Genomic DNA, 13,445 nt, shown 5'->3' with positions numbered 1-13,445 from the left:
TATTAAAATTTAACACTTAGTCCCAATTGCGTAGTCACAGAAGCCGGACGGTTTACACCAAAAGGTGAGCCAGCCCATTCCGGATCATATCCGTCAAAATCTGTAAATACAAATGGATCTAAAACATTTACATAAATTCTTAAATTACTCATTTTCATTCTTTTAAGTAACTCTGAATTAAAAGTGTATCCTAAAGATATGTTTTTAATTTTTACGTATGATGCATCTCTGTAGTAAGCAAATAAAGATGTCCAATAAGCTCCCGCTCCTGTTGCAACTGGCCCTGGACGAGGATTTGTAGTATTTGCATTGGCCTCAATACCAGTTCCGTTTGTTGGAATGAAATAATCCATTGCCAGTTTTTGACGTCCTCTGTCGCTTACATCAGTAAAGTTCTGGTGAAAACTACTCAATACCGTTTGCCCCTGACTTGTTAATACAGAAAAATTGAAATCGAATTGCCCTACATTTAATTTAGAGTAAAAACTTCCCTGCCACTCCGGATTTGGATTTCCAATTACCGTTCTGTCATCCTGATTAAATTTACCATCACCATTTAAATCTTTTGGTCTTGCCTGTCCCGGAGCTTGTCCGTATGAAGCTGCTTCTGCTGCCTGGCTCTCTTGCCAAACACCATCATAAACATAATTATAATTAGGATTTAAAGGCGACCCAAGAATTAAATTATTTCCAATATCACTTACCTGATCCTGGTTATAAATTGATTCCAATTTATTTACGTTTTTAGTAAATGTAAAAGTCGTTTCCCAACTAACCATATTTGTTTTAATATTTTTAGTAGTCAACAAAACCTCAATACCTTTATTGCTAACAGATCCAACATTTGAATATGTATTTTTCCAACCTGACTCTGATGGTAATTGCTGTTTGTAAATCAAATCATCTGATAATCTGTCATAAACATCAACACTACCTGTAATTCTATTTGCTAAGAAACCAAAATCAAGACCCAAGTTGATCTCTCTTGTTTTTTCCCATGACAAAAGTGGATTTGCCAATGTTTCTGATTGCCAGCCTGGAACTACACTAGGTCCATTTGCATAAAATGTTTGTTGATTTAATAAAGCCTGAGATGTATAAGGCGCAACATTGTCATTTCCTGTATATCCTAAACTCGCTCTCAATTTCAAATCTGAAACTATAGAATTATTTGCCAAGAATGCCTCTTTGCTAATTTTCCATCCTAAAGCAACTGAAGGGAAACTTTCCCATTTTGCACCTTCTGCTAATACTGACGAACCATCCCATCTATTAGATGCCGTTAATAAATATTTATCTTTAAAAGTATAATTCAAACGCACTGCATACGAGTTAAGTGTATTTTTTGCATAAGATGATTTAACAACATAGCTTGTTTGAACTCCTGAACCAATATTATCTGTTCCTGTGTTAAAAGGTTGACTGTTGGAATATAAATAAGAGCTTTCATCAACATTTGAATACAAACTTTGCAATAATAAAACACTAAAGTCATGTACCTCATTAAAAGTATGTTTTAAATCTATCTGATTATCCCAGGTATAATTGAAGTTCTCTAAATTTTCTATTGATGATGAATTTTTACCGTTTAATGTTACACCATTATTAGTTTGTGCACCATATGCCGATCCTCTTTTAGTATTATTAATTCCGGCAGCAAAAGTTGTTTTAAAAGATAGCCATTTAATAGGTTGGTACTGAAAATAAACGTTTCCAACTGTTTGCCATGTTTTTTCTGTTTGAGAAGAATTTGCAATCTCTACCAAAGGGTTGACAGTACTTGTTTTATTGATTGCCCATGAACCATCAGGATAAGTTAATTTTCCAGGAAGGAAAAAGTTTGTTCCAACTAACTCATTACCATCAGCATCAATTGCCCATGGTGACATAAGAGGACTTAATCTAAAAGCATCCTGCATTGCCAGGTCACTACCTAACTCCGTATCCAAACGAGCAACTGTAATATTTGCTCCTGTAGAAAACTTATCATTTATTTTATGATTTAAACCTAATTTAAAGGAATATTTATCAGTTGAGTCATTATCAATAAGTCCCTCATCACTTTGCATACCAAAACCTAAATTATAGCTTAACCCTGAATCAGAACGTCCCGAAACGTTTAAATAATTATTTTGAGTCATTCCCGGTTTAAGCACCGCATCATACCAGTCAAAATTATAACCACTATTTGCTCTTGACACTAATAACGGACTTTGGTTTCCGGCTAGTGCTGCTAATTGTGCAGGTGTTTGAGTCAAAGGAGTTGCACTCATGTAAGCTACCTGGTGAAATTTCCACCATTCTTCACCGCTCATCATCTCAGGAAGTCTTGCTGCAGTTTTAGTTCCGTAAGAAGTATCAAAAGTAACACTCATACCAGCTTTAGCGCTAGTACCACTTTTAGTTGTTACAATGATAACCCCGTTTGATCCTCTAGACCCGTAAATAGCTGCAGAAGAAGCATCTTTTAAAACATCCATTCTGGCAATATCCTGTGGATTCAAGAAATCAATTCCATCCATTGGCACGCCATCAACTACATATAAAGGGGTTGAACCTACCATCTTTGGATTACTTGAATCTGATACTAATGAGTTGTTTCCTCTAATTACAACTTTAAATCCATCACCGGCTCGTCCTGAGCTAGATGAAATCTGAACTCCAGGTGTACTTCCCTGAATGGCCTCTAATGGATTGATGGTATTTCTTTCTGTAATTGTTGCAGCATTAATCGTGCTTACAGAACCAGTAAGATCCGTTTTCTTTACAGAACCATATCCTACAACCACAACTTCGGTAAGTGCATTTGATTGTTCAGCAAGACTAACGTTTACCTTAGACTTTCCGGCAACACTAACCTCCTGTGTCTGAAAACCTAAATATGAAATAACTAAGATAGCTTTAGTACTTGATACATTTAATTTAAAACTCCCTTCAAAATCTGTCGAAGTTCCGTTTTTTGTTCCCTTTTCGAGAATGTTCACACCCGGCAATGATAATCCGGCGGCATCGGTAATTTTTCCCTCTACAACACTCGACTGAGCATTTATTGCATTACTACAAAGCAAATTCAGGAAAAACAAAAACACAAGATTGTATTTTATTTTTTTCTTTGATAATGTTTTAATTTTCATAGTTTGGTTAATTGTGGTTAAGTGATAGTTTTTTTCTTTTAATTTTTAATTGGTTCTACTTTCTTGTCATTGATATAAGTGTTAATAAAATTGATGTTTTTTACATTCTTCAATTTATAAATGGAATCGACTTTGTGAATTACTACATTTTTAAGCGTAATATTTTCCACAGGAGATGTTTCATAGCCTTCAGCCCAAACGCTATATTTTCCTCCGTTTTTTACATTTACATTTTCAAGATTTATATTTCTGATAACCGGTATAAAATTTCCGGTCTGTGATCCATACACATTATAAAACATGTTTAATTTTAAAACACATTCCTTTACTGTTCCAACTTCAATATTGCGGACAAAAACATCTTCAACAACACCGCCTCTTTTTGAATTTGTTTTAATGCGAATTACTCTGTCCAGATTCGGACTATCCATTACGCAATCTTCTACAAAAACGTTGTTTACTCCCGCAGAAATTTCGCTGCCAATAACAACACCGCCGTGTCCATCAATCATTTTGCAATTTTGCACTATAATATTTTTACTCGGTATAGCCACTCTTCTGCCATCTGCATCTCTGCCAGATTTAATAGCGATGCAGTCATCGCCTGTATTAAAAGTGCAGTTTTTAATGATTATGTTTTGAGAATATTCAGGATCGCAACCGTCATTATTTGGACCGTGACTATTTACTGTTACTCCGTCAATAATAATATTATTTGATTTTAAAGGATGCAGAATCCAAAACGGGGCGTTTATTATGGTTAAGTCTTTAATTAAAACCGTATTACATTCAAAGAATTCAACAAAACCTGGACGTAAATAACGTCCATCGCCAAAAATTCTTTCTGAAATGGGTACGCCTTTTTCGGCCATATCAACCAATACTTCTCTGTTATTCGGATCATTTTGAGACGGAATACCTTTTTGCCATCCGTAACTTTTACCTCCTGACCAAATCCACCAGTTTGTAGTGTTAGCCTGTCCGTTAAGAGTTCCTTTTCCGGTAATGGCTACATTCGTTTTGTTCTTAGCATATATAAGAGGTGAATAGTTCATCAATTCCGTTCCTTCCCATGACGTATGAACTATAGGATAATCTTTTGGATTTATACTGAAAAGAAGCTCTGCTTTATCTTCTAAATGTAAGTTCACATTGCTTTCTAAATGAATCGCTCCCGTAAGAAATTTTCCGTTTGGAATAATTACTCTACCACCCCCATTAGCATTACATGTTTTAATTGCTTTGTCAATTGCCGCCGTATTCAATGTTTTTCCATCAGCTATAGCACCAAAATCATTTACATTATAATCTTTGTTTAAAAAGTGAGTTTCAGGAATACTTTTTATGATCAAATCCATTTTTTCCCAAGGATTAGTATCAGAAACAACAGAAACCTGCTTACCACAAGATAAAACCAAAACAACAACAGCACTAAAAAGCACGATTGATTTTAACAGTAAAGCCTTACTTGTAACCATTTACGTTATATTTTATATTTTTTATAAATAAAGATCAACAATCATGTAATCGATTACACGAAAGTAGAAAAATACATTGGATGCACCAAATTAATTTAGAAAAAATTTATATATTTAATTTTTATTAGTATTTTTAATTACATTTTGTGTAAAAAAAGACATAATTTATTATCATTGTAGAGTTGAAAACGATTTAGTTTTTAAATTAAGGTAATCGATAACAATATATGTTAGATTATATAAAAAAAATGTACTTTTGTCTATAAATAAATCAAAAAAATATTTTTGAATGAGCGAGAAAATAACCATTTATGATATTGCCAAAAAATTGAATATCACAGCAGCAACAGTTTCAAGGGCTCTAAACAATAATCCTAAAATAAAAGAGAGCACACGTGACCTGGTAATTAAAACCGCTGCATCGATGAACTATAAGCAAAACAAACTTGCTTTAGCATTAAAAAGTGGTCGAAGTAATAACATAGGTGTTATTGTTCCTCGTATTGACAGTAATTTTTTCGCTTCGGTTATCCGCGGCATAGAAGAAGAATTACAGCCTCATGGCTATCAGGTCATTATATGTCAAACTCATGAAGATCTTAAACGAGAAAGTGAAAACCTATACACATTAATTGATGCCCAAGTTGACGGGATTCTAATGTCTGTAACAGCTGTAAGTACTGAGAATGATGCCGCTTTTCGCAATGTTTTAGAAAAAAATGTCCCACTTATCTTTTTTGACAGGAGTAAACATATTGACGGTGTAAGCTCTGTAACAATCAATGATTTTAAAGGTGGTTACATTGCTACAAAACACTTAATAAGCGAAGGCTGCAGATGTATTGCACATCTATCAGGAGATCAATCACTTGAAATTTTCAAAAACAGGTTTTTGGGTTACAAACAAGCCTTATTGGATAACGGAATGCTATTTAAGGAAGAATACGTAGTTCCTGTAAAAAGTAGTGTAGAAGCGGGAAAAAATGCCGTTGAGACTTTATTACAGCTAGAAACTCCCCCAGACGCGATATTCTCGTCGAGCGATTTTGCTGCCTTAGGAGCGATTCAGGAATTAAAAGAAAAAAACATCAGTATTCCGAAAGAATTTTGTGTCGCTGGATTCAGTAATGAGCCTTTTACCAAATTCATGGAATTATCGATTACGTCTGTAGATCAGTCTCCGCTTGAAATGGGAAAAATGTCAGCTCGCGTTTTCCTTGAACAGGTAGACAAAACAGATACCATCAAAATTGAAAAAAAGGTAGTCCTTGCACCGGAATTACACATCCGTAAGTCTTCGTCCAGAACAACATCTTAATTTTTTTCCACCATTATAAGTCATACTAAGTTTATTTAATTATAGGCTATAGTTTAAAAAAGGCAGCCCTTAAATGAGCTGCCTTTTAATATTGAATAATATGACCTTATATCACTTAAACGGTAAAAAAAACTATAAAGAAACTCCTCTTTTCCAAGGAATAAATACATCTTGTTTCAACTGGTCTGCTTTTGTTTCCACGTTTCCGCTAGCCAATTCTATAATGTAATCTACGATTTCTGCTCCAACTTCGGTAATTGTTTTTTCACCAGTAATCACAGTTCCAGCATTTACATCGATAATATCAGACATTCTATTAATTAATGCCGTGTTCGAAGAAATTTTCACAACGGGTGCAATCGGATTTCCCATCGGATTTCCTAAACCTGTTGTAAACAAAACAACTGTTGCTCCCGCTCCAACCAATCCTGTGGTACATTCGGCGTCATTTCCTGGCGTATTTAGAAGATTTAAACCTGGTTTTGAAATATATTCGCCGTAGTCTAAAACATCTACAATAGGTGAAGTTCCACCTTTTTTAGCTGCGCCAGCAGATTTCATGGCATCTGTAATTAATCCGTCTTTGATGTTTCCTGGAGATGGGTTCATATCAAACCCTGAACCTGCATCTACAACTGATTTTTCAAAAGCTTTCATTAAAGTTAAAAACTTATCTGCTTTTTCTTCGTCCACACATCGGTTCATCAATTCTTGCTCAACACCACATAATTCTGGAAACTCTGCCAAAATTGTTTTCCCTCCCAAAGCTGCAAAAATATCTGAAACAATTCCTAATGCTGGATTAGCAGAAATTCCTGAAAATCCGTCGGACCCTCCACATTCTAAACCAATACTTAGCTTTGAAAGAGGAGCAGGTTTGCGTTCAATTTTGTTTGCTCTTTTAATGGCTTCATAAGAATCTTTAATCACCATTTGAAACATTTGATCAGTAGTTCCAATTTGTTGTTGTTCATAGATCAAAATTTCTTTATCACTATTCGGACTCATTTCATTCAATGCCTTCTTTAAAATATCTACTTGCAAATTTTGGCAACCCAAACTTAAAACAGTAGCCCCTGCAACATTTGGGTTATTCACATATCCTGCAAGCAGTTTTGCCAACAATTCAGAATCTTGTCGAATCCCACCACAACCACCTTGATGATTGATGAATTTTACTTCGATATTATCTAAAAGATTTTCATTTAAATTTTTATCAGAAACTTCTTCTATGCTTTTTTCTTCAATTAAAGAACGTAACAAATTTTTATAAGAAACTTCTTTTTTGGGCATTAATTCGTTTTCGAAAATATCTTTAAGTTTTTCTATATTTTTGTTTTCACAAAAAACCAATGGAAAAAATAACCAAACGTTTTTGGTCCCAACTTGTCCATCAGTACGGTGGTATCCGTTAAAAGTTTTATCTTTCCAACGATCTACATTTGGTGGAGTCCAACCTAAATTTCCGTTTTTACCAAAAACTTTTTCACTTTGATGTTTTACATTTTCGGTAGTAATTACTTCTCCTTTTTTTATAGGTTTAGCAGCTTTTCCTACCAAAACGCCATACATTATAATATCATTACCAATTGTAAAATCTTTCTCTGCGATTTTATGTTTTGCTTTAACATCAGTTGTTGGTGAGACGGTAGTTCCTTCAAATATAATTTGTTCGTTTTGTACCAAATCGGTTAAAGCAACAATTACGTTATCTGCTGAGTTTACTTTTATTAATTTTTTTTGCATGATCGCTTTTTTTTTTAAGTTGCTAAGATGTGTCCCAAAAATTTAGAACTTAGAATATTAGAAAGTATTCCAATTAATATTGTTTGCTGAAATTAGCAAATCCTTGTTCTATTCCGTTTTTATCAATTTCATTTAAGGCCACTACTAGAGCTTCTGACAAACCTTGTACTTTAGTTAAATCTTCTCCCCAGAATTCAGTATTAGGCAATACATTAGCTACAACTAAATCTACAGATCCTAATTGCCAGGCGCTTTTAAATGCTTCAACTATCTCTGGAGAATCTTTTACAGGTAACGCTTCATTATTCCAGGTTCCTTTATAGAATTGAATTAAACTCGCTAATGAAAAAGTCAAATTAACTGGCAATTTTTTGTTAGTATTATAATATCCTAATAAACTAGGTAAAACTCTTACTTTGAATTTTGAGATAGAATTTAATGCAATATCAGCAAGCGCATGTTTGATAAACGGATTTTTAAATCTGTCCATTACTTCCTCAGAATAGGCTGTAATTTCATTTTTATCCATATCAAGCGTTTCACTAATTTCGCTAATAACGTTGTTTACAAATTTTCCAGTAAACTCTCCATTAACAGTTTCCATTACTAATTTGTTACCGTACAAAAGTGAAAAAGGAACCATTGCCGTGTGTGCACCGTTTAGAATACGAACTTTAATCATTTTGAAAGGACGTATATCATCAACGATTTTTACATTCAAATCTGTTTTATGAAAAGGTAATTTTGCTTTTAAAGCATCACCACCTTCAATAGCCCAAAGAAAGAAAGGTTCAGCCGCAACAATTAAATTGTCCTGATAATCTAATTTATTATTGTATTCTTCAATTTCAGCTCTTGGATAACCAGGAACAATTCTGTCAACCAAAGTACTGTGATACGTACACGCATCTGATACCCAAGTTTTAAATGCATCCTCTAATTTCCATAAATCAACATATTGTAAAATATATTTTTTTAGCGTTTCTGAGTTATAATCAATCAATTCACAAGGAATGATAGTTACTGCTTTAGAAGCATCTCCATTAAAATGTTTGAATCTTTCATATAATAAAACAGTCAGCTTTGCAGGAAATGAAACTGGCGGCTGCATATCCGGAGTATCACTTTCGATAAATTCAATTCCGGCTTCGGTAGTATTTGAAACAATAAATTGAAGTTCTTCTTCTTTGGCTAAAGCTAAATAATCAGCAAATTCAGTATATGGATTTATTGCTTTTACAATGTTAGTGATCAACTCAATATCTTGTATTTTTTCACCTTTTTTGATACCGTTCATAAACAAAGTATAAAGACCGTCCTGCTCATTAATCAGGTGTACCATACCATCTTTCAAAGGCTGAACCATTGCAATACCGGCATTAAAATCAACTTCTTTATTTAATCTGTAAAAAGCGTAATCAACAAAAGCTCTTAAAAAATTTCCTTCTCCAAACTGAACTACTTTAATTGGCTGTAATTTTTCTAATCCTTTATTTTTTCTGTTTAACTGTTTCATTTTAATCCATTAAAGTGTTATAAATAACCACGCTAAATACCTTATTAATTTTATAAGAAGTCTTTTCTAATTGTAAAAGAAACATTACACTTGTAAGAGTAAAATACAATTTGCTGTGAGGAGTGACAAACTGTATTTAGCAAGCGTAATGCTCAATTACAAAAAACGTTAAAATCTAAAAAAAACTGCAATCCAAATAAGGAATCGGTATGATTACTCCTTATTTATTTTCTAATATTTTTGATGATATCCAAAACCTGACTTACTTTATTTTTTAAGCCGTCAAAGTCATTGTTATCTAATATATCTTTCGAAATTAATTGTGAACCAAGACCCACACAAGTTGCTCCGGCATTCAACCATGAAGACAAACTTTCAACAGTTGGGTAAACACCACCGGTTGGCATAATGTTCGTCCACGGACATGGTCCTTTTATTGCTTTTATGAACTCTGGTCCATAAATATCAGCAGGAAATAATTTTACAATTTCGCAACCTAATTCTTCTGCTCTTGCAATCTCAGTAAGTGTTCCGCAGCCTGGCGACCACAATACTTTACGACGGTTACAGGCAATCGCAATATCTTCCCTAAAAACCGGTGTTACTATAAAATTAGCACCTAAACTCATATATAAAGAGGCCGACGCGGCATCCGTAATCGAACCAACTCCTAACATCATCCCCGGCAATTCAGCCAAAGCATATTTGTTTAAAGCTCCAAAAACTTCGTGAGCAAAATCTCCTCTGCTGGTAAACTCCATTAATCGTGAACCACCATCATAACAGGCTTTTAAAACTTTTTTGCTTACTTCGATATCGGAATGAAAAAACAACGGTACCATCCCGTTATCTTTCATTTGCTGCGCTACTTCAATTCTTGAATATTTTGCCATTTTTTTATTTTTTATCTTGATACTAATCCGGCTGAATCACCACCAAGCATATTTTCAACTTCTTTTAAGGTCACTAAATTATAATCTCCTGCAATAGTATGTTTTAAGCAACAAGCTGCCACTGCAAAATCTAATGCTTTTTGATTGTCATTTTCGTATTGCGACAATCCGTAAATCAATCCTCCCATAAAGGCATCTCCACTTCCTACCCTGTCTACAACAGGTGTTACTTCTTTTACGGCAGCATGATAAATGGCCCTTCCGTTAAATAAAACTCCTCCAATTCGTTGGTGTGAAGCACTTACAGAATAACGTAAAGTCGTTGCTACTGTTTTTAAATTCGGAATCAAATCAAACAGCTTCGTGTATAAAACAGGAAGCGATTTTTCATCCTGATAATTTGGATTCACTTTCGGAATTCCCAACATAAAATAGGCAGTATCAATATCACCTAAAATAACGTTGCTATATTGCAGCATTTCTGGCATCACCTCGCTTGGCGTTTTACCATATTGCCATAATTTTGATCTGTAATTTAAATCGCAGGAAATCTTAATTCCCATTTTGTGCGCCACTTTAATAGCTTCCAAACAAGCTTCTGCAGCACTTTGAGAAATGGCAGGTGTAATTCCACTCCAGTGAAACCAGGTAGCACCTTCTAATACTTTTTCCCAGTCAATAAATCCTTTTTCAATAGTTGCCATCGAGCTGTGTGCACGATCATATACCACATTACTTCCTCTGGTTCCGGCGCCAGTTTCAAGAAAATAGATTCCTAAACGTTCTCCTCCAAAAATGATATTTTTAGATTCCACATTCATTTTTCGCATTTCTCTCAACGCAGATCCGCCAATTTCGTTTTCAGGCAATCTTGTTACAAACTCTGCATTTAAGCCATAATTTGCCAACGACACACAAACATTAAATTCACCGCCACCATAAGTAGCTCCAAATGCTGTAGATTGTGCGAAACGCAGGTGTCGTTCTGTAGAAAGACGCAACATAATTTCACCGAATGCAACTATTTTACTCATATTATTATATTATTTTACCAGTAAAGCTTTATTAATCAAACTATAGAAAATCTTTCTTCTTGCCTCTTTCTTCTATTTTCTATAATCTATATTCTATATTCTCAATTAAAACTTGAAATACTCTTTTGCATTATTATACGAAATATCAGAAACCAGTTTTCCAATCCATTCCATATCAGCTGGCAATTCTCCTCTTTGAATTTCATCTCCTAAAAGATTACAAAGAATACGTCTAAAATATTCGTGTCTTGGGAAAGATAAAAAGCTTCTTGAATCGGTCAGCATTCCAACGAAACAGCTAATTAATCCCATGTTTGAAAGGGCATTTAATTGTTTTGTCATTCCATCTTTCTGATCTAAAAACCACCATCCTGAACCTAATTGTACTTTTCCTTTAACGCTTCCGTCATTGAAGTTTCCAATCATTGTAGCCATAACTTCGTTATCAGCTGGGTTCAGGTTATAAATAATTGTTTTTGTCAATTTATCTTTACTATCTAATGCATTTAAGAAAGAAGATAGTTTTTGTGCCTGCGGATAATCACCGATAGAATCCCAACCTGTATCCGGACCTAAAATTCTATGCATACGGGTATTATTGTTTCTTAAAGCCCCTAAGTGAAATTGCTGAACCCAACCCAATTCATGATACGTTTCACACAAGAACAACAAAATCGCACTTTGGAATTTCAAGGCTTCTTCCGTAGTTATGGTTTGATTTTCTCTTTTCTTTTTGAAAATGGATGCCACTTCAGCTTCTGTAAAGTTTTCAAAATAAATTTGATCCAAACCGTGATCACTTAACTTACATCCGTTTTGAGCGAAGAATTCAATTCTTTTTCTCAAAGCATCACGCAAATCAGCATAAGTATTAATAGCAATACCAGCTACATCGCCTAAAGTATCCAGATATGCGTTATAGCCATCATTTGAAATAAGAATAGCTTTATCTGGTCTGAAAGCAGTACTCATTTTTGTTCCAATTGGATTCTTTGACAGTTTCTGGTGAAACTCTAAAGTATCAATTGGGTCTTCTGTAGTACAAACTAATTCAGCGTTTACCTTTTTAAGTAAGTTTTGTGTGCTGTAGGCTTCTGATTTTATTTTCTCAGAAGTTTCTATATATATTTTCTCAGCTGATTTTTCATTCAATAAATCATAAATATCAAAATAACGAGCCAACTCTAAGTGTGTCCAGTGGTATAACGGATTACGCATCGTGTATGGAACCGTTTTTCCCCAATTTAAGAACTTATCTTTATCAGAACCATTTCCGGTAACAAATTGCTCATTAATTCCCAACGTACGCATTGCACGCCATTTGTAATGATCACCATTAATCCATACCTGAGTGATATTGTCAAAAATCTTATCTTCAGCAATAAACTGTGGGTTTAAGTGATTGTGGTAATCTATGATAGGCTGATGTTTTGAGTAATTGTGATATAACTCTTCAGCGTATTTATTTTCAAGTAAAAAATTGTCGTTTATGAATGTTTTATTTGAGCTCATTTCTTTTATAATTGAGAATTATTCTTCGTTTGATGGTTTACCGATAGTTGCTAAAATTCCGCCATCAACATATAAAATATGACCATTGACAAAATCACTTGCCTTAGAAGATAAAAAGATAGCAGCTCCCGCCAAATCACTTGGATCTCCCCATTTTGCAGCCGGAGTTCTACTGATGATGAAATCGTTAAAAGGATGTCCGTCAACTCTGATTGGTTTTGTTTGTTCAGTAGCAAAATAACCCGGTCCGATTCCGTTGATTTGAACATTGTATTTAGCCCATTCCGTAGCCATGTTTTTAGTCAGCATTTTCAAACCGCCTTTTGCAGCAGCATAAGCACCAACTGTATTACGACCTAATTCGCTCATCATCGAACAAATGTTTATAATTTTTCCTTGTCTTCTTTCGATCATTCCTTTTGCAACATGCTTAGAAACAATAAACGGCGAAACCAAATCAATATCAATTACCTCTTTAAAATCAGCAACTTCCATTTCAATTAATGGAATTCTTTTAATGATTCCTGCATTATTAATCAAAATAGCGATTGGTCCCACTTCGCTTTCAATTTTTGCAACAGCAGTTTTAACTTCCTGCTCATCGGTTACATTAAACTTATAACCTACTGCATTTATGCCTTCACTTTTAAGTTCTGCCACAGCAGCATCAATTTTTTCCTGAGAAGAGTTTCCATTTACCACAATTGTAGCTCCTACCTCACCCAATCCTTTTGCCATCGCCATTCCAAGTCCGTGTGTACTTCCTGTGATTAAGGCAACTTTTCCTTTTATATCAAACAAATTTGTCATGATT

At 34.3% G+C, this 13,445-nt stretch carries 9 protein-coding genes; 1 reads left to right on the top strand and 8 read right to left on the bottom strand.

Features of this window, described 5'->3' with window-relative positions; all coding sequences use genetic code 11:
* Nucleotides 1-2: 2 nt before the first annotated feature.
* Nucleotides 3-3,134: a SusC/RagA family TonB-linked outer membrane protein gene (locus BUA98_RS14575; protein ID WP_072973708.1), complete on the bottom strand. Its 3,132-nt coding sequence runs from the start codon at nucleotides 3,132-3,134 to the stop codon at nucleotides 3-5.
* A gap of 38 nt (nucleotides 3,135-3,172) precedes the next feature.
* On the bottom strand, nucleotides 3,173-4,612 hold the full coding sequence (locus tag BUA98_RS14570) for a glycoside hydrolase family 28 protein (RefSeq protein ID WP_072973706.1): 1,440 nt from the start codon (nucleotides 4,610-4,612) through the stop codon (nucleotides 3,173-3,175).
* A gap of 289 nt (nucleotides 4,613-4,901) precedes the next feature.
* On the opposite strand from BUA98_RS14570, the gene BUA98_RS14565 reads away from it, so the two are divergent.
* Complete coding sequence (locus BUA98_RS14565) at nucleotides 4,902-5,930, top strand: LacI family DNA-binding transcriptional regulator (protein WP_072973705.1); 1,029 nt, start codon at nucleotides 4,902-4,904, stop codon at nucleotides 5,928-5,930.
* A 132-nt stretch (nucleotides 5,931-6,062) separates the two neighbouring features.
* Here BUA98_RS14565 and BUA98_RS14560 read toward each other — a convergent pair whose 3' ends face one another.
* The 6 genes from BUA98_RS14560 to BUA98_RS14535 form a co-directional block, all read right to left on the bottom strand.
* A complete protein-coding gene (locus BUA98_RS14560) occupies nucleotides 6,063-7,676 on the bottom strand; it encodes a UxaA family hydrolase (protein WP_072973704.1) in 1,614 nt (537 codons plus the stop codon).
* 73 nt (nucleotides 7,677-7,749) lie between these two features.
* A complete protein-coding gene (locus tag BUA98_RS14555; protein ID WP_072973703.1) occupies nucleotides 7,750-9,192 on the bottom strand; it encodes a tagaturonate reductase in 1,443 nt (480 codons plus the stop codon).
* Nucleotides 9,193-9,416: 224 nt separating this feature from the next.
* Nucleotides 9,417-10,085 carry a bifunctional 4-hydroxy-2-oxoglutarate aldolase/2-dehydro-3-deoxy-phosphogluconate aldolase gene (locus BUA98_RS14550; protein WP_072973702.1) on the bottom strand — a complete coding sequence of 223 codons (669 nt, stop codon included), beginning with the start codon at nucleotides 10,083-10,085 and terminating at the stop codon, nucleotides 9,417-9,419.
* An 11-nt stretch (nucleotides 10,086-10,096) separates the two neighbouring features.
* On the bottom strand, nucleotides 10,097-11,119 hold the full coding sequence (locus BUA98_RS14545) for a sugar kinase (protein WP_072973701.1): 1,023 nt from the start codon (nucleotides 11,117-11,119) through the stop codon (nucleotides 10,097-10,099).
* Between the two features lie 105 nt (nucleotides 11,120-11,224).
* Nucleotides 11,225-12,631 carry a glucuronate isomerase gene (uxaC, locus tag BUA98_RS14540; RefSeq protein WP_072973700.1) on the bottom strand — a complete coding sequence of 469 codons (1,407 nt, stop codon included), beginning with the start codon at nucleotides 12,629-12,631 and terminating at the stop codon, nucleotides 11,225-11,227.
* Nucleotides 12,632-12,649: 18 nt separating this feature from the next.
* Complete coding sequence (locus tag BUA98_RS14535; protein WP_072973699.1) at nucleotides 12,650-13,441, bottom strand: gluconate 5-dehydrogenase; 792 nt, start codon at nucleotides 13,439-13,441, stop codon at nucleotides 12,650-12,652.
* Nucleotides 13,442-13,445 lie beyond the last annotated feature (4 nt).

Origin of the sequence: Flavobacterium saccharophilum (assembly GCF_900142735.1) — a bacterium.
Classification (GTDB): domain Bacteria; phylum Bacteroidota; class Bacteroidia; order Flavobacteriales; family Flavobacteriaceae; genus Flavobacterium; species Flavobacterium saccharophilum.
Note: the sequence above shows the minus strand (reverse complement) of the source record. Positions and strands in the feature narration are given on the sequence as shown.

Excerpts from the sequence above, each read along its gene's own strand:
- BUA98_RS14575 (WP_072973708.1), bottom strand. The coding sequence starts at position 3,134 with ATGAAAATTAAAACATTATCAAAGAAAAAAATAAAATACAATCTTGTG.
- BUA98_RS14570 (WP_072973706.1), bottom strand. The coding sequence starts at position 4,612 with ATGGTTACAAGTAAGGCTTTACTGTTAAAATCAATCGTGCTTTTTAGT.
- BUA98_RS14565 (WP_072973705.1), top strand. The coding sequence starts at position 4,902 with ATGAGCGAGAAAATAACCATTTATGATATTGCCAAAAAATTGAATATC.
- BUA98_RS14560 (WP_072973704.1), bottom strand. The coding sequence starts at position 7,676 with ATGCAAAAAAAATTAATAAAAGTAAACTCAGCAGATAACGTAATTGTT.
- BUA98_RS14555 (WP_072973703.1), bottom strand. The coding sequence starts at position 9,192 with ATGAAACAGTTAAACAGAAAAAATAAAGGATTAGAAAAATTACAGCCA.
- BUA98_RS14550 (WP_072973702.1), bottom strand. The coding sequence starts at position 10,085 with ATGGCAAAATATTCAAGAATTGAAGTAGCGCAGCAAATGAAAGATAAC.
- BUA98_RS14545 (WP_072973701.1), bottom strand. The coding sequence starts at position 11,119 with ATGAGTAAAATAGTTGCATTCGGTGAAATTATGTTGCGTCTTTCTACA.
- uxaC (WP_072973700.1), bottom strand. The coding sequence starts at position 12,631 with ATGAGCTCAAATAAAACATTCATAAACGACAATTTTTTACTTGAAAAT.
- BUA98_RS14535 (WP_072973699.1), bottom strand. The coding sequence starts at position 13,441 with ATGACAAATTTGTTTGATATAAAAGGAAAAGTTGCCTTAATCACAGGA.